This is a genomic window from Nocardia sp. NPDC049737 (assembly GCF_040674755.1).
Taxonomy (GTDB): Bacteria; Actinomycetota; Actinomycetes; order Mycobacteriales; family Mycobacteriaceae; genus Nocardia.
Genome location: NZ_JBFANH010000043.1, coordinates 1 through 26,373 on the forward strand (window position 1 = coordinate 1; position 26,373 = coordinate 26,373).

Genomic DNA, 26,373 nt, shown 5'->3' on the forward strand with positions numbered 1-26,373 from the left:
GGATCCTTTCTCCACCGCGGCGCAGTCGTGAGTGAGCGTCAGCGAGTGAGCCATCGACACAGCGCGCAGTCGCGCACGACGGAGCCGAGCGCCAGCGAGGCGCAGTCGTGAGCGAAATCGCCAAGGAATCGGGCGAAATCCCGGCGAAGGAACCCGTGCGGATTCCGGGCGGGATCGCGACCGCCGTCGGTTCCTGGCCGGGGACAGATCCGCGGGAGGCCGCGGGCACCATCATCGGTGAGTTGCCGGATCTGCCGCATCTGGTCGAATTGCCGGGACGCGGTGTGGGTTCGGACATGATCGGCCGTGTCTCGGCACTCCTGGTGGATATGCGATTCGACACCACCACCCGGGGTTATCGGCTGGCAGCCCGGCCGGGTGCGGTCTCGCGGCGTGCGCACGATCTGCTCAGGTCCGATCTGGACGCGCTCGAAGAGGCTTGGGCGACAGCGGGTTCGGCGGGCACGGTCAAGCTGCAGGCCATCGGCCCGCTGACCCTCGCTGCCCAACTCGAACTCCCCGTCGGACACCGTGTGCTCACCGATTTCGGTGCGGTGCGCGATATCTCGGAATCCCTCGCCGAAGGCCTTGCCCAACACGCGGCTGAGGTGCGCAAACGCCTCGGCGCGGAAGTCGTTCTGCAACTGGATGAACCGTCCTTGACCGAGGTGCTGAACGGCTCACTGCGCGGCGTGAGCGTCCTCGACACGGTGCGTGCGGTGCCCGAACCGGAGGCACTCGCGGTACTGGACGCGGTCATTGCGGCGCAGTCGGCCCCCGTGCTGGTGCACACCTGCGCCGACGCGCCCGCCTTATCCTTCCTCCGCCACAGCGCGGCCACCGCTGTCGGATTCGATATGGCCACCATCACCCCCCGCGCACTCGACGATATCGGCGAAACACTGGACGCGGGAAAGCAATTGGCCCTCGGCCTGATCCCGACCACGCCGCCCGCCAACCCCCCGACCTGGCGCGAAATCGCTGAACCCGGCGTCCGCCTGATCGACCGCCTCGGCCTTCGCCGCACTGTGCTGGCTACCCAGATCCTGGTTGCCCCCGCCTGCGGCTTGGGAGGCGCCCCACTCGAATGGGCCCGCCAAGCCCTGCGCCTGTCCACCGAAGTGGCCCGCGCCTACGCCGAAGACCCCGAATCCCTCGACTTTTCCTGACGTTCCGCTACGCCGACGCCGCCGCGGACGGCGATCCGATCACCGCGTTGCACGCGTACGAAACGGAGATGATCGACTGCGGAGTCGCGGCGGGGCGGGCGGCGCTATCGACGGGCAACGTCATCTCGGACGGGATCCGCCGTCCGGTTAGTCCGCCGCGACGTGCGGGAATGTGGCGGTGACTTGTCGGTGGGCTCGACTAATGTGCGATGGGTGAGTGACAGCGACATTGCGGCGGACCCGGCTACGGCGGAGCAGCGGGTGGAGTGGCAGCGGCTTGCGGACGAGGTTCGGGAGCACCAGTTCCGGTATTACGTGCGGGACGCGCCCATCATCTCCGACGGTGAGTTCGACGAGCTGCTGCGGCGATTGCAGGCGCTCGAGGACGCGCATCCGGATCTGCGCACGCCCGATTCGCCGACACAGCTGGTCGGCGGCGGATTCGCGACGGATTTCACCGCCGTGGATCACCTCGAGCGAATGCTGTCGCTGGACAATGTCTTCGACTTCGACGAGCTGCGCACCTGGGCGAGTCGGGTCGAGGCCGAAACCGGGTCGAATCTGCACTATTTGTGCGAGGTGAAGATCGACGGTGTCGCGTTGAACCTGGTCTACGAGAAGGGGCGGCTGGTTCGCGGCGCGACCCGCGGCGACGGGCGCACCGGTGAGGACGTCACGCTCAACGCGCGCACCATCGACGACATTCCGACCGAGCTGACCGCGACCGCGGAGTTCCCGGTCCCGGAGCTGCTCGAGGTGCGCGGCGAGGTCTACTTCCGGCTGGAGGATTTCGAGACTCTCAACGCGGCGATCGTGGCCGAGGGCAAGCCGCCGTATGCGAATCCGCGCAATACCGCGGCGGGTTCGCTGCGCCAGAAGGATCCGGCGGTCACCGCGCGGCGTCGGCTGCGGATGATCTGCCACGGATTCGGACGTATCGAGGGCTACACCCCGACCTCACAGCACGAGGCCTATCGCGCGCTTGCCGCATGGGGTCTGCCGGTCTCCGAGCACACCAAATTGGTGCAGGGCATCGATGCGGTGATCGAGCGCGTCAATTATTGGGGCGAACACCGTCACGATATCGAGCACGAAATCGATGGCCAGGTGATCAAGGTCGACGAGATGGCGCTGCAGCGCAGGCTCGGCTCGACCTCACGTGCCCCACGCTGGGCCATCGCCTACAAGTACCCGCCCGAAGAAGCCACGACCAAGCTGCTGAATATCGAGGTGAATGTCGGACGCACCGGCCGGGTCACCCCGTTCGCGGTAATGGAGCCGGTGTCCATAGCGGGCTCCACGGTCGCCATGGCCACCCTGCACAATGCCTCCGAGGTCAAGCGCAAGGGCGTGCTCATCGGCGACACCGTCACCATCCGCAAAGCCGGTGACGTGATTCCCGAGGTGCTCGGCCCGGTGGTCGACGCACGCTCCGGCGACGAACGCGAATTCGTCATGCCGACGCACTGTCCGGAATGCGGCACCGAGCTGGCGCCGCAGAAGGAGGGCGATGCCGATATCCGCTGTCCCAACCAGCAGTTCTGCCCGGCGCAGCTGCGGGAGCGGGTGTTCCATGTGGCCGGGCGCGGCGCGTTCGATATCGAATCGCTCGGTTACGAGGCCGCCAATGATCTGCTGAAGTCGAAGGCGATCACCGACGAAGGCGATCTGTTCGACCTCGACGAGGCGCGGCTGCTCACCACCACGCTGTTCGCCAATAAGAACGGCGGCCTGTCCGCCAACGGCAAGCGATTGCTGGAGAACTTGCAGACAGCCAAGAATCGGGCGCTGTGGCGGGTGCTGGTCGGGTTGTCCATCCGGCACGTCGGGCCTACCGCGGCGCGGGTGTTGGCCAGAGAATTCGCCAGTATCGATCGGATCCAGGACGCCGCGGTGGAGGAACTGGCCGCCGCCGACGGCGTCGGGCCGACCATTGCCGCCGCGGTCGCCGAATGGTTCACCGTCGATTGGCATCGCGCGATCGTCGACAAGTGGCGCGCCGCGGGTGTGCGGATGGCCGATGAACGCGACGAGTCCATCGAGCGCACACTCGAGGGTCTATCGATCGTGGTAACCGGGTCGCTGGAAGGGTTTTCCCGCGACGGCGCCAAGGAGGCGATCCTGGTGCGTGGCGGTAAGGCCGCGGGTTCGGTCTCGAAGAAGACGGCCTTCGTGGTGATCGGTGATTCGCCGGGCTCCAAGGCCGCCAAGGCGGAGGAACTCGGTGTACCGATCCTCGACGAGGACGGATTCCGCAAGCTGCTCGAGCAGGGTCCGACGGCGGTGACGCCGGAGACGGCCGCGGAGGATGCCGAAGCCGAGGAGTAGATATGCCGTCGTCGAATACGCCTTGACCTGAACCTGGCTTCAGGTATGAGGATCGACTGGTAGGTAACTATCAGGAGATTCGATATGACTCACCGCTCTACCGCTCTGGTCACCGGTGCTTCGGCGGGACTCGGACTGGCTCTCGCCCGTTCGCTCATCGACCGCGGGTGGCGGGTGATCGGCACCGCCCGCCGCGCCGACCGGCTGGCCCGGGTGGGCTCCGAACTCGGCGAAGCATTTCTCGCGGTGCCGGGCGATATCACCGATCCGGCGCATCGCGCCGAACTGGCCGCGGTCGCGGGCGAGTTCGGACATCTCGAGCTGCTCGTGAACAATGCGAGCAGGCTGGGGCCCAGTCCGATGCCGCGCCTGGCGAACTATCCGCTCGATCAGCTCGAGCTGGTGTATCGGACCAATGTCATTGCGCCGCTGGCGGTTCTGCAGTTCGCGCTGCCGCTGCTCGATCCGGATGGTGTCGTGGTGAATATCAGTTCCGATGCGGGCGTCGAGCCGTATCCGGATTGGGGCGGCTACGGTTCCTCGAAGGCGGCCCTGGATCAACTCACCGCCATCCTGGCCGCCGAACATCCGAAGCAGTCGATCTACGCCTTCGATCCCGGCGATATGCGCACCGAAATGCATCAGGCGGCATTTCCCGGCGACGATATCTCCGATCGCCCCGAGCCCGAGACCGTCGTGCCGGCGCTGCTGCGTTTGGTCGAGCAGCGACCCAAGAACGGCCGCTATACCGCCGCCGATTTCGCCGCGGGGGTCGGCAGATGACAACGGCGTTGAATGAATGGGCCGATGTCCTGCCGCCCGAGCGCAACGCCGCCGCTCCGCCGGAGGCACGGGGGCTGGCGCGCGACGAGGTCCGGATGCTGGTGGCGGCGGATCGTCTCACCCACAACACATTCCGTGAACTGCCAGCGCATCTGAACGCGGGTGACCTTGTGGTGGTGAACAATTCGGCGACCCTGGCCGCGGCGGTCGACGGCACCCTCGACAACATGCCCGTCACGCTGCATCTGTCCACCTGGCTCAATGCGCCCGTCGATGGGGCCGGCGGTCCACCGGATACCTTCGGCGGTTGCGATGGACTATGGGTGCTGGAGGTGCGCACCCGTGAACGCACACCGTATCCGCGTGACCTGAGCAAGGGCAATGAGATTCGGCTGCCGGAAGGTGCCACCGCCACCCTGCGTGAACCCTGGCTGCCGGGTGCGCGTCGACTCTGGATCGCCGAACTCAGCGCCGATCCCACCTGGCTGCTGGCGACCCACGGCTATCCGATCACCTATTCCTATGTGCCACAACGTTGGTCGCCGTCGTACTACACGACCGTCTTCGGCCGAATTCCCGGCAGCGCCGAAATGCCCAGTGCGGCACGCCCGTTCACGCAAAGGCTGGTGCTCGATCTGGTGACCTCGGGCGTCGCGATCGCGCCGGTCACGCTGCACACCGGTGTCTCCTCACCCGAGGTGGGCGAACCTCCGAGCCCGGAGCGGTTCGCGGTAACGGCGGCGACAGCACGTCTGGTGAACGACACCAAGGCGGCGGGCGGCCGCATCATCGCGGTCGGCACCACGGTGACGCGGGCGTTGGAGACCACCACCGATAGCGACGGAATCGTGCATCCGGCCCGGGGATGGACCGAATTGGTCCTCGGTCCACGGCGCCCCGCCCGGGTAGTCGACGGCATCATTACCGGCTGGCACGCACCAGGCGCATCGCACTTGGAGCTACTCGTCGCGGTCGCGGGCGAGGCCACCGTCCAGGAGGCGTATGCCACCGCACTCGATACCGGATATCTCTGGCACGAGTTCGGTGACAGTGCGTTGCTGTTCGGCCCCGGCGCTAGGAGGGGCTGATGCTCACGGTGGAGTCGAGCTGGCCACCGACCTCGATCCGGCCGCACTTACCGTTGCTGAGATCGAGATGGGCGTTCCTGGTCTTGGTCCGGCTCTTCTGGATGGTGGTGTCGACAATGACCTGGACCTTGCCGACCGAGCACACCTTCACGAGCGCGGGCGAGCCGTCGAAGCTGTAGGTGCCGCCACTCTGGCAGGTGTTGGTCTCGTCGTGGAAGAAGATCCGGGCGGTACCGTCCGGACAGGGTGCCTCGGCGGCGGCTTGCGGCGGTCCGAGCACGACCAGCGGGCCGAGTGCCAGCGCGGCCGCGACGGAGCTGCGGGCCACTAGACGACTAATCGTCAGTTCCATCGTTTAATCCCTCATCAATACATTTCCGGCAGATGCCAGCGGGTAGCCGCGGCGCCTGCATGATAACGCGTGACGTGCGCATTTGTCCGCCGGAAGCCCCACCGGCAGTCCCTATCCCGACCCGTGACCAGGGTGCGGTGTCGCGGCCCGGCGGGTGAACCGACAGGATGGCGGGATGCTGCGCAGTTTTCAGGTGACCAATCACAGATCGCTGGCCGAACGGCAGGACTTGCGTTTGAGCCGGGGGAGCGGACCGGTCGCGGTGCCGGTGACGGCGGTGCACGGTGCGAGTGCCGCCGGTAAGACCAGCCTGATCGATGCGCTGGGGCAGATGCGCGATGCGGTGCTGAATTCGGTGACCGGCTGGGATCCCTACGCGGGACCGGTGCGCGCGCCGCATCGCGGATTCCCGGATCGTCCTTCGGAATTCGTGGCGAGCTTCGTCGCGGAGGGCGTGCCGTACACCTATGGTTTCCGGCTGGACAACGCGGACGTGACGGCCGAGTGGCTCTACACGCATCCGCGCTCGCGCAAGCGAATTGTATTCGAGCGCAACGGCGAACAGATCAAGATCGGTCCGATGTTCGAGGCCGCGCGTTATGGCATCGCCGCATTGTTACCGCTGGTGCGGCCGAATGCGTTGCTGCTCAGTCTCGCCGGGCAGATGTATGCCGAGGCGCTGGTGCCCGCGTATCGGTGGTTCTCCGCGATGCTCGAGGTGCAGCACGGTGCGACGGATGCGACGGCGGTCGCGCATCGGCTCGGCAGCCATCTGTCTGCCGCCCCGGACCATGCGGTGCGGCTGCTCATGCTGCTGCGCACCGCCGAACTCGGCATTACCGATCTGCTGATCGCCGAGCCGGACCCGATGTACGCGGATTATCTGCGTGAACTCGACGCCGATATCGCGGGGACAGCCAAACAGGTGGAGCTGTGTGCGACCTCGCCCGCGCATGCTGATCAGTTGCTGCGGGAGAACGGCATCACCGAGGTCATGCTCGAGCGCGAGCTGAGCAATCTGAAGGCGGCCCGCGATGCCCTCTACACCCGGATGGTCGGGCGGCGCGGTGTCGGCCTCGGACTGGTGCACACTGGCATCGACTCCGCCTTCGATATCACCGAGGAATCCGACGCCACCCTCTCGATGCTGCGGTTGCTGCCGACCATGCTCGACGCACTGGACTCCGGCCGGGTGCTCGCGATCGACGATATCGGCGCACACCTGCCGGTAGAGGAGACCGACCGACTGATCCAGCTGTTCCAGAATCCGGAGACCAATTCCCTTGGCGCACAATTGATCTTCACCACGAACAATCGCTCGCTGATCGATCGGGCGAACGGTCGCTCCCAGCGCACCCGCACCGCCGTCTGGCAGATCCGCCGCACCGACCACGGCACCAGCGAGCTCGCGTCGCTGTAGTCCGCGGCCTTGGAGCCACATGAGCCATCGGTCGCAGTTGGCCTGTCGCGCTGCCAGTGCTGCGGTTTGCGTGTCCCGACCGAGCGCGGGAGGCGTGGTGCAACTCGGATGCTGGCGAGCACCTGCGCCGGGCTCGGTTGTGGCCGCGCCTAGTGGTGTCGCAGTGGTGGCCCGGACCGCGCGCGGGCGGCATGGTCCGGCTCGGGATGCTGGTGAGCGGATTTGCGCCGGCATCGGTTGCTGCCGTGCCCAGCAGCGCCGCGGTATGCGTTCCTGGAGCAATAGCATGGGTGCCATGGTGCAGTTCGGGATGTTGGTGATCATGGTCGGCGCGCTGGTGGCGATGGTCATGCTCTATCTGCGTGGGCGCAACGGTGTGCGGCTGTCGAATCCGGAGTCGGGGACGTTGTATGTCACCGGGGTGAGCCCGCGGCCCGACGCGACCGGTGAGCAGTACGTGACCATTACCGGCAATCTCACCGGCCCGTCGGTTCCCGGCACCGTGGTGTACGGCCGACTGGTGTGGGATGTGGACAACTGGCCTGCCCCCGGAGATCTCATCCCGGTCGTCTACCCGTCGGGCAAACCGGAACGCTGGCAGATCTCGCATCCGGGCGCGCGTCCGGGGCTCGGTTCCTGACCGGCCGCCAGGCCGTCGCACGGTAGCAAGGGCAGAGATGTCTCGTCGATCGGGACCGTGTTTCCGCGGCGGTCCTGCATCGAGTCGGCGGCCGGCGCGGCCAGTTCGGTCGACCGACCGGGTTGTTTGGGAGTGGGCGCTCGGGCGGTGGGAGGATGCGGATATGGATGCGCAGGACTCCCAGGTCGTCATTCGCGACGCTCACCCGGACGAATACGACGCCGTAGGTGACCTGACGGTCGAGGTATATGTCGGCGAGGGGTATGTGCGTCCTGGCAGCCCGTATGTCACCGAACTCGCCGATATCACCCATCGCGCGGGTGCGGCGCAGGTGCTGGTCGCGGTGCACGACGATCGGGTGGTCGGTTCGCTGGCGGTGGCTCGGCCGGGGACGCCGTATGCCGAGATCGCCCGACCGGGCGAGTTGGAGTTCCGGATGCTGGCCGTCTCGAAATCAGCGCGCGGGCTCGGTGCCGCAACGGCGTTGGTGCGCACCGTCATCGAGATCGCACGTGCGGAATCCTTTGCCGCCGTGGTACTTACCACGATGCCCGCCATGGTCGACGCGCGGCGGATCTATGACCGATTCGGTTTCGTCCCTGCGCCGGAACGGGATTGGAAGACCGACGCGGGCGAGTGGCTGTCGGTGCTACGGCTGGACATCCCAGCCTGAATATCCGACGGCGTCGACCGATATGGTACAGCGGCGACCGGCGCGGCGGTCAGAAATTCGGGCGTCCTCACCCCAATGCGGTCGCGACGATCCCCGCGAGATAACCGAGCCGTGCCACTTCGGACGGGCGGAAGTCGGGCCCGCCGGGACGTCCGAGCAGCAGCACCTTGCCGGTATTCCCGAGCGGCGCGGCGGCCAGCTTGGTGTCCATATCGCGCCAGATCTGCGGCACCCAGTCGGCCTCGGGATCCAGGACGGCGGGCTTCTCCAACGGCATCCACGGCGCCGACCCCGCCTGCGTTTGCGGCGCACTCTGGCTCCCGACCAGGCGATAGGCCCCCTGCGGCCCCATATCGATGATGGTGCTCCAACCGACGCGCAGCACTCGCGGCACTCCGTCGACGAGCACCTGCAGCCGATCGTCGCGGGCACTGGCGACCTGATCGATCAGCTCGAGTTCGCGATGAGTATCCAGCACACCGGAATACGGGCGGATGGAGTCCACATGCACATCGCCGATCGATTCGGCGGCGGTGATCAAGGTGTCCGGTAGCGCACCCTGCGGCACCTCGACCACGAGATCGTCGACCGCGTATCCCGCACCACGTTCGACCACGTCGAGGGAGAGGATGTCGGCGCCGACAGAGCCCAGCGCGAGCGCGAGCGCACCGAGGCTTCCCGGTCGATCCGGAAGTTGCACGCGGAGCAGGTAAGACACGCGCGTTCCTTTCCTTGGCGGCCGAGGCTCTGAAACGAATACCCGGGTCACGCAATACTTACACCCACAAGTCCCGGTTATCGACTCGAAGTGCGTCCAGTGACGGATGCCACAGCGCGAATTCGCGCGGAAGCGGCGTGTCACGCTAGCCGGAGGGGTGTGTCGTTGCATGCGCGGCTCCTGTGAAAATTGTGGAGTGGGGAGTCGCTAGGCTGTTCGGTGGCCGTTCACCAAGCTCAATCATGCCGAAAGGGGTCCGCGGTGCCCGCCATCTCCCGCGACGAGGTCGCACACCTCGCCCGGCTGTCCAGGCTCGCCCTGTCCGAATCCGAACTGGATCAGTTCGCCGGTCAGTTGGATTCGATCCTGAGTCACGTGCGGACCATCTCCGAGGTCGCCGCCGCCGATGTCCCAGCGACCGCGTCGCCGAATCCGGCGACCAACGTGACGCGTCCGGATCAGGTCATCCCGTGCCTCACCCCGGACCAGGCGCTCTCGGGCGCCCCCGCGGTCGAGGACCAGCGGTTCCTGGTTCCGCAGATTCTGGGAGAGGGCGAATGAGTTCAGCATCGGGTAGCGATTCGGTGGGGGGTGACGGTCGGGCGACGGGTGGGCGCGAGCTGACCGCACTGTCGGCCGCCGAGTTGGCGGCGAAGATCCACGGCCGCGAAGTGAGCTCGGTAGAGGTCACCCAGGCCCATCTGGATCGGATCGCCGCCGTCGACGGCGAGTATCACGCATTCCTGCACGTGGCCGGGAACGAGGCGCTCAGCGCGGCCGCCGCGGTGGATGCCGCGCTCGCCGCGGGCGATGCGCCCGCCTCGCCGCTGGCCGGAGTTCCGTTGGCGCTCAAGGACGTTTTCACGACGACCGACATGCCGACCACATGTGCCTCGAAGATTCTCGAGGGCTGGGTCGCACCGTACGACGCGACGCTGACCAGCCGGCTGCGCGCCGCGGGCATCCCGATCCTCGGCAAGACCAATATGGACGAGTTCGCGATGGGCTCCTCCACCGAGAACTCGGCCTTCGGTCCGACCCGGAATCCGTGGGATACCACCAGGATTCCGGGCGGTTCGGGCGGTGGCTCGGCGGCCGCGCTGGCTTCGCATCAGGCGCCGCTGGCGATCGGCACCGACACCGGCGGCTCTATTCGGCAGCCCGCCGCGGTGACCGCGACGGTCGGCACCAAGCCGACCTACGGCACCGTGTCCCGCTTCGGTCTGGTCGCGTGCGCCTCATCGCTGGATCAGGGCGGGCCGTGCGGTCGCACCGTGCTCGATACCGCGCTGCTGCACGAGGTGATCGCCGGATACGACCCGCGCGACTCCACTTCCCGCAATGTGCCGGTGCCACCGGTGGTCGCCGCCGCGCGGGAAGGTGCGACGGGCGATCTGCGCGGCGTGAAGGTCGGGGTGGTGAAGGAACTGCACTCCGACAGCTATCACCCGGGCGTCATCGCATCCTTCGACGCGGCGGTCGGTGTGCTGAAGGATTTGGGCGCCGAGGTCGTCGAAGTGTCTTGTCCGCACTTCGAATACGCGCTCGCCTCCTACTACCTGATCCTGCCGAGCGAGGTGTCCTCGAACCTGGCGCGCTTCGACGCTATGCGCTACGGACTGCGCGTCGACGACGACGGCAACCACAGCGCCGAGCAGGTCATGGCCGCGACCCGGGCCGCCGGATTCGGCCCGGAAGTCAAGCGCCGCATCATGATCGGCACCTACGCGCTGTCGGCTGGGTACTACGACGCCTACTACGGTCAGGCGCTGAAGGTGCGCACGCTGATCGCCCGTGACTTCGACAAGGCTTACGAGCAGGTGGACGTGCTGGTCTCGCCGACCAGCCCGTTCACCCCGTGGAAGCTGGGTGAGAAGGTCGACGATCCGCTGGCGATGTACCTCTCCGACCTGTGCACCCTGCCCACGAACCTGGCGGGGCATCCGGCGATGTCGGTGCCGTCTGGATTGAGCAAGGACGACGGGATGCCGGTGGGTCTGCAGATCATGGCGCCCGCGCTTGCCGATGATCGGCTGTACCGCGTCGGTGCGGCGTATGAGGCCGCGCGCGGGCCGATCGCCTGAGAAGTGTTGGCCTGAGTGCCCATTCCTGTCTCGATCCCGACGGGAATGGGCGCTCCGGACATCCCTATGCGGGCCAGACGAACTCCGGATCGCTGAGGTAGTCCTTGCGGCGTTGATCCAATGCCATCGTGACCATTTGGTGTGCGCCGGGGCCAATTACCTTGCGCACCGGTGGGTTCGGCATGTTCACCAGCGCGATCAGTTCCGCCGCAGCGACTTCCGGGGTCGCCTCCACCCACTCGGTGTCGGTTTCTGTCTGCGGCGGTGGGGCAGTCGGGTCCGGGTAGTTCGGCATGCCCAGGATGCCGTTGCGCAGCTCGTCGTACGCCGGGAGCGCCGTCGCGAACCGCATGCTCGATTTCGCCCAGTCGGTATCGAAACCGCCGAGCTGTGCCAGCGTGACGTGAATTCCGAAGGGCCGCAACTCATCCGCCAGTGCGGCCCCGAAACCCTCCAGCGCCCATTTGCTCGCGTTGTACATGCTGAACAGCGGCAGGCTGCCGACCGCGCCGACGGTCGAGATCTGCACGATATGCCCCGAGCCCTGGTTGCGCAGATGCGGCACTGCTGCCTGCGAAACCCACAGCGCCCCATAGAAATTGGTATCCATCTGGGCGCGGATCTCGGCTTCGGTCAGTTCCTCGACCGCACCGACTAAACCGTATCCGGCGTTGTTCACGATCACGTCGATACTGCCCGCGATCGCGAATGCCTCGTTCACTGTGGCGATCGCGCGGTCGCGGTCGCGAACATCCAAGGGCAGTACCGTCAATCGGTCGTCGTCGATATCAGCCATCGATCGTGGATCGCGGGCGGTCGCGACAACGCGGTCGCCACCGGCGAGGGTGGCGAGCGTGAACGCCCGCCCGAGCCCGCGGTTCGCGCCGGTGATGAACCAGGTTCTGGTCATTGCCGATCCTTTCCTCGCGAGACGCTCCGTCTCGTTTTACGACCATGCCAAGCGAATTCCACTTTGTCAAGACGAGACGTTCCGTCTCGTTGTTGGTACAGTCTGGTCATGGCCGAAACTCCCAGCGCAGCCAGGCGCAGCGAACGTGCCCGAGCCGCGATTCTCGGCGCCGCCACCGAATTGATCCGTGAGTTGCCCTATGCGAAGTTGAGCGTCGAGGCCATCGCATCCCGCGCCGGGGTCGGCAAACAGACGATCTATCGTTGGTGGCCATCGAAGGGCGCCGTCGTCTTCGACGCGATGCTCGAACTCTATTCGGGTCCGGACGGTCTCGTCCTTCCCGATACCGGCGATATCCGCGCGGACCTGCGCGAGCTGCTCCGGGGTGCGATCACCGAACTCACCGATCCGAGCTTCGAGGCCTTCCTGCGCGCGATGTACATCGAGATCCAACAGGATCGGGAACTCGCTGACGCCTACCGCGAGCGACTCCTGCTCCCACAGCGTGCCGCCATCGCCGAACGGCTGTCTGCCGCCGTCCGAGCCGGGCAGCTGCGCTCCGATATCGACTCGGACTTCGCCATCGATCTGCTCCTCGGCCCGATCCAATCCCGGTGGTCCCTTGGCCTCCCCGGCCTGACCGATTCCTATGCCGACGCCACCCTGGAAGCCGCGCTAGCCCACCTCGCGCCCTGACCTGGGGCCGCGAGCACGAAGAAGACCAGAGACTGCCCTCAATCGGTGGAGGGCAATGTGGGCTGGGTCAGCGGATGTCGGCGGGGTTGATGGCTGCGGCCATGGTGCGGTACCCGGCGTCATTGGGGTGGAGATGGTCGCCGCTGTCGTAGAAGGGGGCCAGGCGGTGGGGGTTGGTGGGGTCGGCGAGGGCGGCGTCGAGGTCGACGATGGCGTCGTATTCGCCTGCGGTGCGAATCCATTCGTTGACCGCGAGGCGTTTGGTTTCGGCGGCATCGTTGAAGTAGGGCGAATCACCGAAGGGGAGGATGGTCGCGCCGAGAACGCGGAGTCCGGCGGCGCGGGCCTGGCGGATCAGGTCGCGGTAGGTGGTGATGAGCTGTTCGGAGGAGACATCGACGACGGTGTCGAGTGCGGCCAAGCCCGAGCTGAGACCGATGTCATTGGTGCCCTCCAGGATGATCACGGTGCCTACGCCGGGCTGGTCGAGCACATCGTGACGAAACCGGGTCCGGGCGCTGTCACCGAGCCAGCTCGAGTCGACGGTGACGCGGTTGCCGCCGATGCCCTCGTTCAGCACGGCGCGCGGTGTGCCTGCCGCGGCCAGGCGTTCGGCGAGTTCGTCCGGGTAGCGGTTGTCGGCATTACCGGTCGAGCCGACGCCTTCGGTGATCGAATCACCGAAGGCCACCACGGCCGAGCGCGGCGCCGCGACATCCGCGACCTCGACTCCGGCCAGGTAGTACCAGGATTGGCTGGTCTCGGTGAACGCGGCGGCGGTCGCGTCGGCGCGGTGGTCGCCAGCGGCCCGGTATGTGGTGGCGAAGGACTGGGCGTGCTGGGTGGCCGGGCCGGTCGGTTCGGCCAGGTACAGGGTGATGGTCACCGACTCCAGCGGCGCCAGCGGCAGCGCGACCGGATCGGTCGCGAGATCAGCTCCCGGTTCGATGCGGAACGACGGTGCGAGGCCGACCGTCAGGTTCTGCAGCGTCTCCGGACGGATCGCGCCATCGGCGGCGCTGCGGGCAATGGTCGCGCCCGCGACCGCGAGCGGTGTCGTGCCGTAGCGATTGGTCAGTCGGACCCGAGTGGCCGGACCGCCGTCACTGACCCGAACCACCTGGCGCACAGTCTGATTCGCGAATCCGGTTTCGGCCCAATTGGCCACGAAGGCCTTGCTCGGCCGATGCGCCGAGGTCGCCCAGACTGTAGTCCAAACGCATTCTTCCGGTGGAGTCGCGCTAGCGGTGACGACGGCGGCGGGCAATGACAACAGCAGCATCGTTACCAGGGCACGAACTGTACGCACGCGAGATCCATTCCTTTGCCGTCTGATCCGTTTCACCGGACCGTCCGCACAACCACCCGGCCCGAATCCACATTTCCCCCTTACCCCGAAGAGACCCACACCACACCACGCCCGATCGACATCCGAAACCCTGCGCACATCTCGTCTGGGGATGCGCCTGCATCAACCTCGACGCCGCAATGGTGATCGTCGATCCCCACCCGCGCACACGTTCGCATGAGCGTAGCTTGAGCGCGTCGCACGGTCGGCTGTGACCCGCCGAACGGCCCCGCACGCTCAGGCCACAGTTCGTTTACGTGCTGCCAGACCATCCGGCGGCTCGGATCCCTCGGCCCGGCTCAGCGGCCCACGCGCTCCTGCGTTCGCGCGAGTGTGGTCCTGGCGAAGCTCGACGCACTTGCTCCCGCACTGTCGCACGACATCGCATGGGTACTCGGTATCGAGCCGCGCGCCGAGGCTTACTTGACGCCCGAGCTTTCGCACAAGTTCGTATCCGGGACGCGGCGCGTCGGGCGGCATGTCGCTATGTGACGTGCGCGTGAGGCGTGCGATAACCCCGCGGGGATTTGGCGGTTCTGTACCTCGGAGGGGCGGTTAGTGGGCGCGCAGGGATTCGGCTTGCTTTTGGATGCCTTCGGTCATGCCTGCGAAACCGCGCTGCAGGTTTTTGCCGAGGGCGGCCACTACGACGGGGTGCAGCCAGCCGCCGAGTTCGAAGTGGGATTCGTAGCGGGTGCGGTCGGGGCCGAGGGGGGTGACTCGGTGCGAGCGCAGGCTGTGCAGGGCGCCGAGTGGGGCCGGCTTCATCGAGTAGCTGAGTTCGGTGCCCGGGGTGTGCGAGACCATCCATTCGCGCTGGCGGCGCGGTTTGGAGCCGGAGAGCACGACCAGCATATCGATCGGTTCGCCGGAGACGAGGGTGCTGCGGCATTCGATGCAGAAGGGGTTCCACTCGCCGTAGCGAGGGAGGTCGGTGATCACTTGCCACACCAATTCGGCGGGGGCGTCGATCTCGACGGCGGCATCGATGACAAAGGGCATGGTTAGCAAATTAGAACAAGTTCTATAGCTGATCAAGCCTCTCGGCAGCAAAGTCGCGGGTCAGCATGTGCCCAGGGCGGTGCCTTGATCGGTGCCGTAGCGGTGGCCGTGGCCCGGCGGCGCGTTCAGTGCGGCCAGCAGATCGGCGCTGGTCTGCAGAAAGCTGATCACCGGAAGCCATTGTGGCACAGGGGCGTCCACCCGCACACCGCGGAGCTCGGGTGCGCGCCACAGCAGCGACGGCGACCAGTGCACCACCGGATCCGAGCTGTTTGCCAATACGGTCGCACCCGCCCGGTGCACCTGACCGGCGGGCGGACCCGCCCAGAGCGTCGCGCAGGTCCGGCGGTCCTGGTCTGCGTCGTTGGCGAATATCGAGCTGCCGCCGAGCGCGCCGAGGCTCTGCCCGTAGACGTAGAGCTTGGGCTTGTGGTCGAGCGTGCCGATGTGGTGCTCCACGGCATTGAACAGCGCTCGCGCATAGGCGACCGCATCGTCGCGCCCGAAGGCGAAGGTCACCCAACTGGGGGCGTAGGAGTACTGCATCCCGACGAGGGCGACATCATCGTCGAAGCGTTCGTAGAACCCGCGAACCGCATTCGCATCGATCCACCCGGATCCGGTCGGCACCGCGAGCACGATATTCGACCGTTCGAATCCGCCGGACCGTTCCAGCTCTCGAACCGCAAGGGCCACACGGGAATCGAGATCGGGTGCGGAGTCGAGTCCGACATACACCCGGATCGGTCCGGGGGGTGACCCGGTAACGAACTTGCGCCCTTCCGCGCCCAGTGACCCCCAGCTGATCGCGGATTCGGCGCTTCCGGACCGGGCGTACGAAACTGGCTGCACCAGTGCGGGATCGATCGTCGCATTGGCGGCGGCATAGGCACCGTGTCGCCAGTCGACAGCTGCCGGTACCCCGACGAGATAGAGCACAGACGCCGCCGCTACGCCCACCGCGATGCTGCGCGCCCAACCGGACTTCCGGACGAACCACCCAGCCGCTCGCGCGATTCCGACGAATACACCGACGATAGCTACGGATATGAGTCCCCACCGCAGCCAGTAATCCGGACCGATCAGCGCCGTATCCATCGCGCTGCGCAACCGGTTCTGCCAATGGGTTGCGTGCGCGACCATGCCGACGACCGCGACCATGGTCGAACCGAGCAGTGGGGCACGGAACCGGTCCAGCCGCCCGTTGATATTCGAGCGCCGCAAGGTAAATCGAATAACTCCCGCAACGGTCAGTGCGACAACGACGAGCATCCCGGTCAACATGGCCTGGGCACTCGGTGTGCGCGGAAGCAGACTGGGTGCCAGCGACATCGAAGTGCCGAGACCGACTCCGAGCGTCGTGCCGATCCGCGGCCGCACGGCGCAATGAAACCCTTTGGCGGTAAGTGTCTTCCAGTGGTGTTCCTGGCCAGGCGACCAACCCGCGCCATCTGTCTCGCCGATGCCGGGTGATGCGTTCGTGCCGGAATCATTCGGGGCCGACACCGGTTTGGTCGTGGTCAACGTGCTCATGCCTGAACCCCCAGAACGCTTATACGATTCGAAACTCGTGCCGAAGTACGACGACGATCCCGCGCATCCGCGATCCGCCGCCTGACGGACGGCAGGAACCCGCCCGCCCCGAGCCCGACCAGACCGCCACCGACGATCACCCCGGAATCCCCTGTCCGGAAAACGGATTCGACAACCGGTGCCCCATAGTCCTGCCGCCGCGAATTCAGATCCACGAACGTGTTCGCGATACTCGCCATCGCATCGCACCGAGCCCGCGAAAACCCGTCCTCCCGTGCCGCGCACGCCTCGTGCATATGCACAGCCAGCGTCGCATCCAGCGCCTGCCTGGCCCACCCGCCCAGCGGCTGATCCTGCGCGTCCGCATAGCGCAGCAGGTCATACCCCAAATCATGTGCTTTACAAGCGGTTTCGAACTCGCTGGGCAACGTCACCGGCGACGAGCACCCTCCAGCCGGATTCACCACCAGCCCATCGACAACAGCGGGTCGATAACCGAACCGCTCCACGAAATCGGCGGGAATCGCATCGACGGACCCTGGCCCGCCCGAGGTCAGCTCCACCACCGCCGCACCGGCCGAGGCATTCTCCACCGGCCGCTCGACGGTGGCGGCATGCGCCGAGGGCGCCAGCATCATGGTGGCCGCCACGGTGGTCAGCGCGGCCGCGGTCAATGCGGCAGAGCGCCGTGGGTTGGGTTGGGTTCGGGCGCCGGCAGCGATGGTCGGTGTGCTCATGGTGCTCGACGCTAGAAATCCACCCCGCTACGCCACCTCACGCCGCGGTGCGGTTTCCGGGCCCGTGCCGGCGGGGGAGCGCGGGCGACTCCTCCCACTGCGGTACTGGAGCGGAATTCACCCGTGGGTATGAGGACCCCGACCGCTCGACTTCCTACTGTCGTAGCCATGAGGGAAAAACGTCGTAGCTGGATCAAGGGGATGAACGCGCGGATGTGGTTCGACGCGTTCACCGTGCTGCTCGCGGTGATCTTCTACGCCGTCGCATGGCCGACATTGCACCTCACCCATGACGTACCGGTCGCGGTGCAGCCGTTCATCGCCGCGCTCGCCGCGTTCCCGATCCTGCTGATCCGGCTCAACCCGGCGCTGGGCTGGGCGATATCGGCGGGCTCGGCGCTGCTCATCACCCTGGCCATCCCGAATCAGCCCGACAATGAGATCCCGATCCAGGTCGTGCACATTCTGTGCCTGTTCGCGCTGCTGTTCGCGGTGGCCCTGCGCGCCCCGGTCCCGATCGTGGCGGTCGCCTGGGGGGCGACCTCACTGCTGCTGGCCACCACGATGACCAGCGACGGTGATATTTCCGGCGCGGCTTGGGCCTGGCCGATCGCCTTCGCCGCGGTCGTGCTGTTCGCGATGCTGGTGCGCTGGCTGGTGCAGTCGCGTCAACAGTTGCTGGCCCAGGAGCAGGAGAACGAACTGGAGCGGGCCCGGCGCGCCATCCTGGAGGAGAAGGCCCGCATAGCCCGCGACCTGCACGATGTCGTCGCCCACCACATGTCTCTCGTCGTGGTGCAGGCGCAGACCGCGCCGTATCGGGTTGAGGGCGTGACTCCCGCCGCCCGCGCGGAATTCGAATCCATCGGTGCGACCGCGCGCGAGGCGTTGAACGAGATCCGGGGCATGCTCGGCGTACTGCGCAGCGACGGGCAACTGCCCGAACACGCGCCGCAACCGAAGGCCGCGGATGTGCTCGGCCTGTTCGAGGGCGCCCGCCGGGCCGGTGTGCGCATCGACTGGACCGTCGATGGATTGCTGGATCTGGTCCCGGATTCGGTCGGGCTCGCGCTGTACCGGATCGTCCAGGAGTCGCTGTCCAACGCCTCCCGGCACGCCCCGGGCGCGCCGGTGCGAGTATCGATCGTGATCGGCGGCGACGCGCTGCAATTGAGCGTCGGCAATGCGCTGAGCGCCACCGTCGCCCGCCCGGTCGGCAACGGCGGACACGGCATCGCGGGTATGCGGGCGCGTGCGCTCGCGGTCGGCGGTGAGATGTCGGCGGGCCCGCGTGCGGACGGCGGTTTCCAGGTAGTGGCCCGACTGCCGATCGCTTCGACCGCGGAACCGGGACTCGGTACGGCGGCAGCCGCGCCGATCGGCGCTGCCAACGACGTCTGACCGACAGCGCTACGAGGGAATACAGAGATCCCCGCGACTGTCTGTATTGTGACTATTTGTCTACCGGGCAACTGATTTCGTTGGCACATGGGATACGCCCAGAACTGGTTACGCACTCGAGGCAGGACCTGAACGCTACCGATGACGCGCCTGACTGGTATGGCCTGAATACGCGGAGAGGCGGATGAGCTGGCAATCACTGTTCTGATCGCCGACGACCAGGCCATGGTGCGTCAGGGTTTCGGTGCCCTGCTCGCCGCCCAATCCGATATCAGTGTGGTAGGTGACGCACCGGACGGGAAGGTGGCCGTCGCCGAGGCGAAGCGGCTGCGCCCGGATGTGGTGCTGATGGATGTGCGCATGCCGGAGATGAACGGACTCGACGCCGCACGCGCCATCCTCGCCGCTGGCTTCGATCCGCCGGTGCGGGTGCTCATGCTGACCACCTTCGATATCGACGATTACGTCTACGAGGCGCTGAGCATCGGCGCCAGCGGCTTCCTGCTCAAGGACGCGCCCGCCGAGGAGTTGGTGCGTGCGGTGCGCGTGGTCGCCGACGGGCAGGCACTGCTCGCCCCGACGGTCACCCGCCGCCTGATCGCCGATGTCACCCGTCGTCGCAGTGCGAGCCGCGTCAAACCCACGCCGGCGCTGGCGTCACTGACTCCGCGCGAACGCGAGGTGCTGGAGTTGATCGCCAAGGGTATGTCCAATACCGAGATCGCCACCGCACTTTTCGTCGCCGAGCAGACCGTGAAAACCCATGTCTCCAAGGTGTTTTCGAAGTTGAATCTGCGTGACCGCGCGCAGGCGGTGGTGCTCGCCTACGAATCCGGTCTCGTCACCCCGGGCTAGCGCGGCTGTTGCTGGCACTTACCGCCGTTGAGATCGTCGAGATGTCGCGAGAGCAGCCGGGCCAGCCGGTCGAGCAGGGCGGTCGCATCCTCGAAGGTGCCCGAATCGGCCTGTGCCGCAAGCGCGACCGCGACACCGCCGGATCGAGTCGGCACGATGCCGAACTGACGGACCGTGTAGACGCCGGTTTCGTCGTCGGGCCCCCAGCCGCCCTTGAATTCGGTGCCCTCGATGGTGCCCAGGCCCCAGCGCTGTTCCGGCGTGATCTGTTCCATCAGCTCGACCACGGTGGCGGATTCGGGCAGGCACGGCAGCTGCGAGGCGAAACGAACCTGATTGGCCAGCGTCCATTCGGTCGCGCCGAATGCGTTGTAGTCCAGATTTGTCTTCGGTCCGTACACATTGGTCAGTGCGTCACCGGCCTCGTCGAGGACCCCCTGGACCGCCCGCGCGGCCTCTTCACCGTCACCGAGCGACTGCCAGAGTGCTTCGGCCGCATCGTTATCCGAAACGGTGATCGCCTCATGCGCGTATTCGACGACGCCGGTCGGGTCGTGCCGCAGCGCCGCGATGGCCAGCGGCACCTTGATGGTGGACCAGGCGATGCCGCTGGTCCAGTCGCCGAAGATGGTCATTCGGCCGCCCCCGACCGGCATGATCGCCATCCCGACCTGCCCGAGCAGATTCGGCTGCAGCTGGGTGAAATCGGCGGCCAGCGAATCGGGCCGCGAGATCGACCAGCCGGGATGCCAGGAACCGGGCCGTTCGACGGGCAGCGCCGGTTCCGCGGGTGCGTCGTGCGCACTGGGTAAGAACGAACAGGAGGTGAGTGTGACCAAAACCGTGAGTGCCGCGCCGCGCAGCGCCACCCGATAATTCACCATCGTTCTTGTAGACCTCACCGCCGCGTTCTCCCCACCACCACAACCAGACACCCGTTGTTCCATCGGCGGTGCGAAAAACATCCTCGTCACACCCGCCCGGTCGGTGACCGGGCGTCGCGCGATCATCACCGCGTCGAGCCAGCAGCGGACACGGTGATGACGCCCTGTTGATAGTTTCGCCGATTTTCCCGGAGAATTCGAAACGGCGTGGCCAAGGGGCTACCCGGTAGGCTCACAACTCTGTTTACGCGCTCGGACGACCGATGTCCGATGGCCGCAGTCACCTGAAGGGGGTCGCGTTGCTGAACAGCGGTGAGGTGTTCGCCGGGTTCACCGTGGAGCGGCTGCTCGGCCAGGGGGGGATGGGCTCGGTATACCTGGCCAGACACCCCCGACTCGGTAAGCAGACGGCGCTGAAGCTGCTGAATCGGGAGCTGTTCGCCGACGCCGAGGTGCGTGCGCGCTTCGAGCGGGAGGCCGATCTGGCCGCGCATCTGGACCACCCGAATATCGTCGCCGTCTACGACCGCGGTTCCGAGGACAATCAGCTCTGGATTTCCATGCAGTACATCGACGGCGTCGACGCGGCGAACGTCGACCCGATGACGCTGCCGCCGGAGCGGGCGGTGCAGATCATCGAGGGTGTCGCGTCGGCACTGGATTACGCCCACGGCATGGGTGTGCTGCATCGGGATGTGAAGCCCGCCAACTTCCTGCTGGCTCGTTCCAGCGGTGGGCAGGGCGAGCGGGTCTTCCTTACCGACTTCGGTATCGCCCGGTTGCGCGAGGACTCCACCCACCTGACCCAGACCGGCATGTTCAGCGCGACCCTGTCCTATGCCTCGCCGGAGCAGATGACCGGTGCCGAGCTGGACAATCGCACCGATCAATATTCGCTGGCGTGCGCGCTGTACTGGCTGTTCACCGGCATGGCGCCATTCGACGCGCCCGATCCGAACGACATCATTCGCGGGCATCTGCAACATGTCGCCGCGCCCTTGGCGGCCCGACGGCAGGGTTTGAATCCCGCGCTGGACGGGGTGCTTGCCAAGGCGATGGCCAAACGTCCCGAACACCGGTACGCGACGTGTGTCGAATTCGCTGCCGCGGCCCGGAAGGCACTGACCGCACCGCCGGTTGCCACCGTGCAGGTGAATCCTGGCTTCCCGCCGGTGTATCCGGGACAGCCCGTTGGATCCGGGCCGCCCGCACCGGGATTCGCTACGCCTGCGGATCAGGGGGCCTTCCTGCAGTCGACGCAGGCGGTCGGGCCCGCTGGATATGGTGCGCCACAGTCCTATCCACCGGCGCAGCAGCCGATGGTGCCGCAGGCCGCGGGTTACCCGGCGGCACCGGTGCAGCAGCCGGGTGCACCCGCGACGCAGGGCCCACCGCAAGCTGCGGCGTATCCGGCGGCACTGCAGCAGGCAGCTCTGCCTCAACAGGGGACACAGGGGCCACCGACGCAGGGCCAGCCGATGCAGGCCTCAGCGGCGCAGGGCCAACCGATTCCGGGCCACCCGACCCAGGGGCCACCGATACAGGGTCAGCCGACCCAACAGCCACCGTCTGCGCTGCCGCCCGGTGCGGCACCGCCCCCATTCGGGCCGAATGCCGTTGGCGCGCAACCGGCTCCGGACCACCGCCGGAGCACGGCGGTGCTGGTCGGCTGGATCGCCGTCGGCATCGTGGTCGCGGTGATCGCCGTAATGGGCACGCTCGTGGTCGTCGGCTGGGAGTCGGAAGGCCCGCCCGATGCCGCCGTGCCGCCACCCGGTACCTCCACCACAGCGGCCGCCGCATCCGATGCTCTTGCCAAGAGCCGCAGGCTGTTTCCGAATCTGGTGCCGCAGGGCAAGGAGGACTTCGGCGAGGCCTATCAAGACGCGCGCTGCATGGCATCGGCGGCAGGGGAGCCGCTGGGGATCGAGGACGAACCCTTGAAATCCAGTCCCTGGATCACCGCATGGGAATGCCACCGCGAAACCCAGACCACCGCCCAGATGAGCTACACCATCCTCGAATACGCCTCCGCCGCCGACGCTCGAGCCGTGGTCCAGGCCCTACCCGCCAATGTCGCAACGGCCGGTAAGAAAAGCGGAATCCCGGTCAACACGCACCGCTGGACCGTGGAAGACCCGCCCGGCCCCCTCCAGCCCTTCTACCACACAGCCAAACTGGTGGTGAGCTTCGAATCCGACCCCGCCCGCGCGAATTTCCTGGTGTACGTGAGCAACCACGGCACCGCTGGCGGAGTCCAAACCGTGCCGCCGACCCCCACGGCCCAGGACGCACTAACCGCGTGGTGGGATGCGGCACCCCTGTAATCGCCCGCTGGACAGGTGATTTGGTGCCGCCTGGGAACTTCGGCACGTGAGCAGCTGACTCGACGACGGTGCGCTCAGACGAAGTCGATCGACGGCGGCTCCGTTCGTGCTCGCCGTCGTGGGCCAATTCGCGGCCGTAATCGCCTGCCCAACAAGCTGGTCGGGCTGCCCGCGGCGGACCGATAGAACTCAGTCGACCGCCAATGCCTCCACGATCGGCATCCGTGCCGCACGCAATGCAGGCGGAATCGATCCGAGCAGCGCCAATGCCAATGCGGCGGTGCCGTACACCAGCAGCATCGGGCTCGGCTGGTACGTGATGTCGATTGTCAGCGCATGTCCGACCGCGACGGTCGCCAGATACTGGATGGCCGCGCCGGCCGCTAGACCTAGTGCCGCGCCGATGAATCCGATGCCGACGGCCTCGGCGAGCACCGAGCGCAGCAGGAATTTGCGGCTGGTGCCCATGGCGCGCAGCACGCCGAGTTCGCGGCGGCGTTCCAGAACCGAGAGCATCAGGGTGTTCAGTAATGCCACGGTGGCCACCAGCACCACGATCCACAGGATGGCGTAACTGATCGCCGATCCCTGCCGCAGACTGGAGGAGATGGCGACTACCGCTTGCGCGCCGGTGTCGACGTGGATATCCGCGGGCACCACGCGCCGCACGGCGGCCTGTACCGCGGACTTGTCCACACCCGGTTGGAAATGCACCGCGAGCACGGTTTCGCCCGGTCGCTGGTACCACGCGCGCAACTGGTCGAGATTCATCACGACCACACCAGAGATGGCTGAGATGTACGGGATCACGTCCAGTACCCGCACGGTGTGATTGCCGGTGGGGGTCGGCAGGGTCAATTCGGCACCGGCGCTGACGCCGAGCGATCGCGCGACATCCCGCGAGATAGCTACTCCTCCCCCGGCGGCCAAGTGGGCCATGACTTCTCGACTCACCGAGCCCGTCTCGGATTCGTCCGCTTCGCTCGGATAGCCCTGCAGCATCACCCGCCCGGTGCCGAGAGTGGCGAAGGCCATCTGCGCGGGCCCGACCTCCTCGACCCCGGGCACCTCGGCGATCTTCTCGCGTAACCCACTGGGCAGCAACGGACCCGTCGGGAACTGCTCCATCGAGCTGGTGCTGACGAACAGATCGGTGTCGCTGAAGCCCGCGAAGGATGCGGTGGCCGAATCGACCATATTGCGCGAGCCCCCGCCCATCGCGACGGTGGCGGATACGCCGATCATCACCGTCATCGCGGTGGCCCACACTCGACGCGGTGCGCGTTCGAGGGTGGTGGCCCCGAGCGTGCCCGGTGCGCCGAAGCGTCCGGCGATCGCCGCGGCGGCCCGCACGATCGGTCCGGTGGCGGTGAAACACAGTGTGACCGCTCCGGCGAACGACATCGAGATCGACGCCAGCGACAGGCGTCCCAGATCGGCCTCGGCAATGACGATCGCGCCGACGATGAGGCCGACGCCGAGCACTATCGAGGTCCAGCGCAGCGCGGCACTCGTCGAATCGGTGCGCGCCACCCCCACTGGCACCAGCGCCTCGATCGGTTCGACCTTGTATACCTGCCGCGCCGCGATGGCGGCCGCCAGCACACTGGCCACCACACAGGCGCCGATCGCCATCGGAATCGCGTACCCGGGCACCATGTATTCGGTGCGCGCCTCCACCGATTGCATGATGGCGGTGGGAAGTTTGTCGATCGCGACGCCACCCATGGCGGCACCGACCACCGAGCCACCGACTCCGCCGAGCACGCCGAGCAGCGCCGCCTCGACCAGCAGATCACGCACCATCGGCCCGCGCTTGCCACCGATCGCCCGCAGCATGGACAACACCGGCCTGCGTTGCGCGACGGCCATACTCATCGCGTTGTAGATCAGGAATGCCGAAACGATCAGGGCAGCCGCCGAGGCCATGAGCGTCGAGTACCGCACGATCTGAATGGCCCCACCGGCCTGTGCGGTGCGCAGCCCGGGATCGGCGACCACGGCCCGGCCGTCGACCACCTTGGTGAGCGTCTCGCGCAATTGGTCGACATCGGTGCCATTCGCCGCGATGATCTGAATCGAGTCCAGCCGCCCGACGCGGTCGGTGAGTTTCTGCGCGAGCCCGAGCGGGGCGGCAATGATATGGCCGCCGTTGAGTTGCTGGGAGGCCTTTTTGTCGAGAACCGCTGCGACGGTGACGGTTCCGGAGCCGAGCGGGAATTGTTCACCCTCGGCGCGTGCCATCCCGGATCCGACCAGGACACCGTTCGGCACGGTGAGCAACTTGCTCGCCTGCGCGGCCATCGGCCCGCCCAGATCGCTGCCGAGTGCGGTGATGCTGGTGTCGGCGCCGATCAACAGTGCCTTATCAGCGCCGGATCCGACCTGCGCGCGCAACATCGGCACCGCCTTGTCGACGCCGGGAGTGGTCGCGATCCGTTGCAGTTCTTGCTGATCGAAGCCCGCGTCGGTGATCCCGGTGACCTCCAGCACGGCCTTACCGCCGAGACTGCGGGTGAGCCGGTCCACCGAACCGGTGACCGAACCGGAGATGCTGAACACCGCGACCAGCAGCGATGCCGAAATGGACATCACCGTCAGTGACATGAGGGTGCGGCCGCGGTGGGCGAGCAGTTCACCGATATTGAACAGCCGCAGCCGATCCCATGCCGCGCCGATCATGCGCGCACCGGCCGCGTGGCGATATCGACCTTGTCGTTCGAGCCGATCTGCCCGTCGCGCAACGTGATCACCCGGTCGCAATATTCGGTAGCACCCATATCGTGGGTCACCATAACCACCGAATTACCGTTGCCCGCGATATCGCCGAGCAGTTTCAAGATGGACGCACCGGTCTTGGAATCCAGGTTGCCGGTTGGTTCGTCGGCCAGGATCAGCGGCGGATCCATGATCAATGCCCGCGCAACCGCGACCCGTTGCATCTGACCGCCGGACAATTCGGCGGGCCGATGGGCGGCGCGCTCGCTCAGCCCGACCAGGTCGAGCAGTTCGAGTGCGCGCGGTTTGGCCTTGCGCAATCCGGTGCCATCCAACAGCTTCGGAATCGCGACATTCTCCCAGGCGGTGAGGGTCGGCAGCAGATTGAAGAACTGGAAGATGAAACCCACGCGGTGGCGGCGGAATTCGGACTGCCGCTCGTCATCGAGGCCGCCGATCTCCTCGCCTTGGAAGCGGATCGACCCGGAGTCGGGGGTATCGAGTGCGCCGAGCAGATGCAGCAGCGTGCTCTTACCCGAGCCGGACGGTCCGATGATCGAGGTGAATTCACCGGATTCGATGCGCAGGCTGATGCCGTCCAGTGCGCGCACCGCCTGGTCACCGACGCGATATTCCTTGGTGATATCGGTCAGTTCCAGCATGGCCTGGTCCGACATGGCGGTCCCCACCCTCTTTCTCAACTATCC

Annotated in this window: 23 protein-coding genes; 13 read left to right on the forward strand and 10 right to left on the reverse strand. The window is 66.7% G+C overall.

The genetic code is table 11. The annotated features are described in order from the left end of the window. Positions 1–107: 107 nt before the first annotated feature. The 4 genes from AB0J47_RS37585 (at position 108) to AB0J47_RS37600 (ending at position 5,368) form a co-directional block, all read left to right on the forward strand. Positions 108–1,169 (forward strand): methionine synthase, encoded by a 1,062-nt coding sequence (locus tag AB0J47_RS37585; protein WP_364357797.1) that lies wholly within the window; start codon positions 108–110, stop codon positions 1,167–1,169. 228 nt (positions 1,170–1,397) lie between these two features. Beyond that, positions 1,398–3,497, forward strand: coding sequence for an NAD-dependent DNA ligase LigA (ligA, locus tag AB0J47_RS37590; protein ID WP_364357905.1), 2,100 nt, complete (start codon positions 1,398–1,400; stop codon positions 3,495–3,497). 84 nt (positions 3,498–3,581) lie between these two features. Then, positions 3,582–4,280: an SDR family oxidoreductase gene (locus tag AB0J47_RS37595; protein WP_364357800.1), complete on the forward strand. Its 699-nt coding sequence runs from the start codon at positions 3,582–3,584 to the stop codon at positions 4,278–4,280. Beyond that, positions 4,277–5,368, forward strand: a complete 1,092-nt coding sequence (locus AB0J47_RS37600) for an S-adenosylmethionine:tRNA ribosyltransferase-isomerase (RefSeq protein ID WP_364357803.1) — start codon at positions 4,277–4,279, stop codon at positions 5,366–5,368. The genes AB0J47_RS37595 and AB0J47_RS37600 overlap by 4 nt, the downstream gene beginning before the upstream one ends. Here the strand turns inward: AB0J47_RS37600 and AB0J47_RS37605 are convergent. Further along, positions 5,355–5,720, reverse strand: coding sequence for a hypothetical protein (locus AB0J47_RS37605; RefSeq protein ID WP_040693724.1), 366 nt, complete (start codon positions 5,718–5,720; stop codon positions 5,355–5,357). The two genes, AB0J47_RS37600 and AB0J47_RS37605, sit on opposite strands and share 14 nt — an antisense overlap. Positions 5,721–5,895: 175 nt before the next feature. Between AB0J47_RS37605 and AB0J47_RS37610 the strand changes: the two genes are divergently transcribed. The 3 genes from AB0J47_RS37610 to AB0J47_RS37620 all read left to right on the forward strand — a co-directional run bounded on the left by AB0J47_RS37610 (position 5,896) and on the right by AB0J47_RS37620 (position 8,453). Beyond that, positions 5,896–7,140, forward strand: a complete 1,245-nt coding sequence (locus tag AB0J47_RS37610; RefSeq protein WP_364357806.1) for an ATP-binding protein — start codon at positions 5,896–5,898, stop codon at positions 7,138–7,140. A 295-nt stretch (positions 7,141–7,435) separates the two neighbouring features. Then, positions 7,436–7,780, forward strand: coding sequence for a hypothetical protein (locus AB0J47_RS37615; protein WP_364357809.1), 345 nt, complete (start codon positions 7,436–7,438; stop codon positions 7,778–7,780). Positions 7,781–7,943: 163 nt separating this feature from the next. Beyond that, complete coding sequence (locus AB0J47_RS37620; protein WP_364357812.1) at positions 7,944–8,453, forward strand: GNAT family N-acetyltransferase; 510 nt, start codon at positions 7,944–7,946, stop codon at positions 8,451–8,453. A 67-nt stretch (positions 8,454–8,520) separates the two neighbouring features. Here the strand turns inward: AB0J47_RS37620 and AB0J47_RS37625 are convergent, their stop codons facing one another. Further along, positions 8,521–9,171 carry an amino acid-binding protein gene (locus tag AB0J47_RS37625; RefSeq protein ID WP_364357815.1) on the reverse strand — a complete coding sequence of 217 codons (651 nt, stop codon included), beginning with the start codon at positions 9,169–9,171 and terminating at the stop codon, positions 8,521–8,523. Between the two features lie 261 nt (positions 9,172–9,432). Here AB0J47_RS37625 and gatC point away from each other — a divergent pair, with 261 nt between their 5' ends. Together gatC and gatA are read left to right on the forward strand one after the other, a co-directional pair. Further along, the gene (gene gatC / locus AB0J47_RS37630) at positions 9,433–9,732 is read left to right on the forward strand and encodes an Asp-tRNA(Asn)/Glu-tRNA(Gln) amidotransferase subunit GatC (protein ID WP_364357818.1); all 300 of its coding nucleotides are present in this window, start codon (positions 9,433–9,435) and stop codon (positions 9,730–9,732) included. After that, the gene (gene gatA, locus AB0J47_RS37635) at positions 9,729–11,255 is read left to right on the forward strand and encodes an Asp-tRNA(Asn)/Glu-tRNA(Gln) amidotransferase subunit GatA (protein ID WP_364357821.1); all 1,527 of its coding nucleotides are present in this window, start codon (positions 9,729–9,731) and stop codon (positions 11,253–11,255) included. Before gatC ends, gatA begins: the two co-directional genes overlap by 4 nt. A gap of 64 nt (positions 11,256–11,319) precedes the next feature. Here gatA and AB0J47_RS37640 read toward each other — a convergent pair whose 3' ends face one another. After that, positions 11,320–12,165 (reverse strand): SDR family NAD(P)-dependent oxidoreductase, encoded by an 846-nt coding sequence (locus AB0J47_RS37640; protein ID WP_364357824.1) that lies wholly within the window; start codon positions 12,163–12,165, stop codon positions 11,320–11,322. A gap of 108 nt (positions 12,166–12,273) precedes the next feature. Between AB0J47_RS37640 and AB0J47_RS37645 the strand changes: the two genes are divergently transcribed. Next, entirely contained in the window at positions 12,274–12,861 is a 588-nt protein-coding gene (locus AB0J47_RS37645; RefSeq protein WP_364357827.1) for a TetR/AcrR family transcriptional regulator, read from the forward strand. Between the two features lie 67 nt (positions 12,862–12,928). On the opposite strand, the gene AB0J47_RS37650 is transcribed toward AB0J47_RS37645, so the two are convergent. The 4 genes from AB0J47_RS37650 to AB0J47_RS37665 all read right to left on the reverse strand — a co-directional run bounded on the left by AB0J47_RS37650 (position 12,929) and on the right by AB0J47_RS37665 (position 17,481). Beyond that, positions 12,929–14,170 carry an SGNH/GDSL hydrolase family protein gene (locus AB0J47_RS37650; protein WP_364357830.1) on the reverse strand — a complete coding sequence of 414 codons (1,242 nt, stop codon included), beginning with the start codon at positions 14,168–14,170 and terminating at the stop codon, positions 12,929–12,931. 594 nt (positions 14,171–14,764) lie between these two features. Further along, entirely contained in the window at positions 14,765–15,211 is a 447-nt protein-coding gene (locus AB0J47_RS37655) for an SRPBCC domain-containing protein (protein WP_364357833.1), read from the reverse strand. 60 nt (positions 15,212–15,271) lie between these two features. Further along, on the reverse strand, positions 15,272–16,744 hold the full coding sequence (locus tag AB0J47_RS37660; protein ID WP_364357836.1) for an alpha/beta-hydrolase family protein: 1,473 nt from the start codon (positions 16,742–16,744) through the stop codon (positions 15,272–15,274). Then, positions 16,741–17,481, reverse strand: a complete 741-nt coding sequence (locus AB0J47_RS37665) for a hypothetical protein (protein WP_364357839.1) — start codon at positions 17,479–17,481, stop codon at positions 16,741–16,743. The genes AB0J47_RS37660 and AB0J47_RS37665 overlap by 4 nt, the downstream gene beginning before the upstream one ends. Positions 17,482–17,682: 201 nt before the next feature. Between AB0J47_RS37665 and AB0J47_RS37670 the strand changes: the two genes are divergently transcribed. Further along, positions 17,683–18,882 carry a histidine kinase gene (locus AB0J47_RS37670; protein ID WP_364357908.1) on the forward strand — a complete coding sequence of 400 codons (1,200 nt, stop codon included), beginning with the start codon at positions 17,683–17,685 and terminating at the stop codon, positions 18,880–18,882. Between the two features lie 189 nt (positions 18,883–19,071). Beyond that, on the forward strand, positions 19,072–19,737 hold the full coding sequence (locus AB0J47_RS37675) for a response regulator transcription factor (protein ID WP_040693694.1): 666 nt from the start codon (positions 19,072–19,074) through the stop codon (positions 19,735–19,737). Here the strand turns inward: AB0J47_RS37675 and AB0J47_RS37680 are convergent. Beyond that, on the reverse strand, positions 19,734–20,621 hold the full coding sequence (locus tag AB0J47_RS37680) for a hypothetical protein (RefSeq protein WP_364357842.1): 888 nt from the start codon (positions 20,619–20,621) through the stop codon (positions 19,734–19,736). The two genes, AB0J47_RS37675 and AB0J47_RS37680, sit on opposite strands and share 4 nt — an antisense overlap. Positions 20,622–20,884: 263 nt before the next feature. Between AB0J47_RS37680 and AB0J47_RS37685 the strand changes: the two genes are divergently transcribed. Further along, complete coding sequence (locus tag AB0J47_RS37685; RefSeq protein ID WP_364357845.1) at positions 20,885–22,948, forward strand: protein kinase; 2,064 nt, start codon at positions 20,885–20,887, stop codon at positions 22,946–22,948. A gap of 189 nt (positions 22,949–23,137) precedes the next feature. On the opposite strand, the gene AB0J47_RS37690 is transcribed toward AB0J47_RS37685, so the two are convergent. Continuing rightward, positions 23,138–25,630: an FtsX-like permease family protein gene (locus AB0J47_RS37690; RefSeq protein WP_364357848.1), complete on the reverse strand. Its 2,493-nt coding sequence runs from the start codon at positions 25,628–25,630 to the stop codon at positions 23,138–23,140. Then, entirely contained in the window at positions 25,627–26,343 is a 717-nt protein-coding gene (locus AB0J47_RS37695) for an ABC transporter ATP-binding protein (RefSeq protein WP_364357913.1), read from the reverse strand. Before AB0J47_RS37695 ends, AB0J47_RS37690 begins: the two co-directional genes overlap by 4 nt. Positions 26,344–26,373 lie beyond the last annotated feature (30 nt).

What these genes read in the sequence shown, in the direction of transcription:
- AB0J47_RS37595 (WP_364357800.1), top strand. Translation starts at nt 3,582, where the DNA reads ATGACTCACCGCTCTACCGCTCTGGTCACCGGTGCTTCGGCGGGACTC.
- AB0J47_RS37600 (WP_364357803.1), top strand. Translation starts at nt 4,277, where the DNA reads ATGACAACGGCGTTGAATGAATGGGCCGATGTCCTGCCGCCCGAGCGC.
- AB0J47_RS37605 (WP_040693724.1), bottom strand. Translation starts at nt 5,720, where the DNA reads ATGGAACTGACGATTAGTCGTCTAGTGGCCCGCAGCTCCGTCGCGGCC.
- AB0J47_RS37610 (WP_364357806.1), top strand. Translation starts at nt 5,896, where the DNA reads ATGCTGCGCAGTTTTCAGGTGACCAATCACAGATCGCTGGCCGAACGG.
- AB0J47_RS37615 (WP_364357809.1), top strand. Translation starts at nt 7,436, where the DNA reads ATGGTGCAGTTCGGGATGTTGGTGATCATGGTCGGCGCGCTGGTGGCG.
- AB0J47_RS37620 (WP_364357812.1), top strand. Translation starts at nt 7,944, where the DNA reads ATGGATGCGCAGGACTCCCAGGTCGTCATTCGCGACGCTCACCCGGAC.
- gatA (WP_364357821.1), top strand. Translation starts at nt 9,729, where the DNA reads ATGAGTTCAGCATCGGGTAGCGATTCGGTGGGGGGTGACGGTCGGGCG.
- AB0J47_RS37640 (WP_364357824.1), bottom strand. Translation starts at nt 12,165, where the DNA reads ATGACCAGAACCTGGTTCATCACCGGCGCGAACCGCGGGCTCGGGCGG.
- AB0J47_RS37645 (WP_364357827.1), top strand. Translation starts at nt 12,274, where the DNA reads ATGGCCGAAACTCCCAGCGCAGCCAGGCGCAGCGAACGTGCCCGAGCC.
- AB0J47_RS37655 (WP_364357833.1), bottom strand. Translation starts at nt 15,211, where the DNA reads ATGCCCTTTGTCATCGATGCCGCCGTCGAGATCGACGCCCCCGCCGAA.
- AB0J47_RS37660 (WP_364357836.1), bottom strand. Translation starts at nt 16,744, where the DNA reads ATGAGCACGTTGACCACGACCAAACCGGTGTCGGCCCCGAATGATTCC.
- AB0J47_RS37665 (WP_364357839.1), bottom strand. Translation starts at nt 17,481, where the DNA reads ATGAGCACACCGACCATCGCTGCCGGCGCCCGAACCCAACCCAACCCA.
- AB0J47_RS37670 (WP_364357908.1), top strand. Translation starts at nt 17,683, where the DNA reads ATGAACGCGCGGATGTGGTTCGACGCGTTCACCGTGCTGCTCGCGGTG.
- AB0J47_RS37680 (WP_364357842.1), bottom strand. Translation starts at nt 20,621, where the DNA reads ATGGTGAATTATCGGGTGGCGCTGCGCGGCGCGGCACTCACGGTTTTG.
- AB0J47_RS37685 (WP_364357845.1), top strand. Translation starts at nt 20,885, where the DNA reads ATGTCCGATGGCCGCAGTCACCTGAAGGGGGTCGCGTTGCTGAACAGC.
- AB0J47_RS37690 (WP_364357848.1), bottom strand. Translation starts at nt 25,630, where the DNA reads ATGATCGGCGCGGCATGGGATCGGCTGCGGCTGTTCAATATCGGTGAA.
- AB0J47_RS37695 (WP_364357913.1), bottom strand. Translation starts at nt 26,343, where the DNA reads ATGTCGGACCAGGCCATGCTGGAACTGACCGATATCACCAAGGAATAT.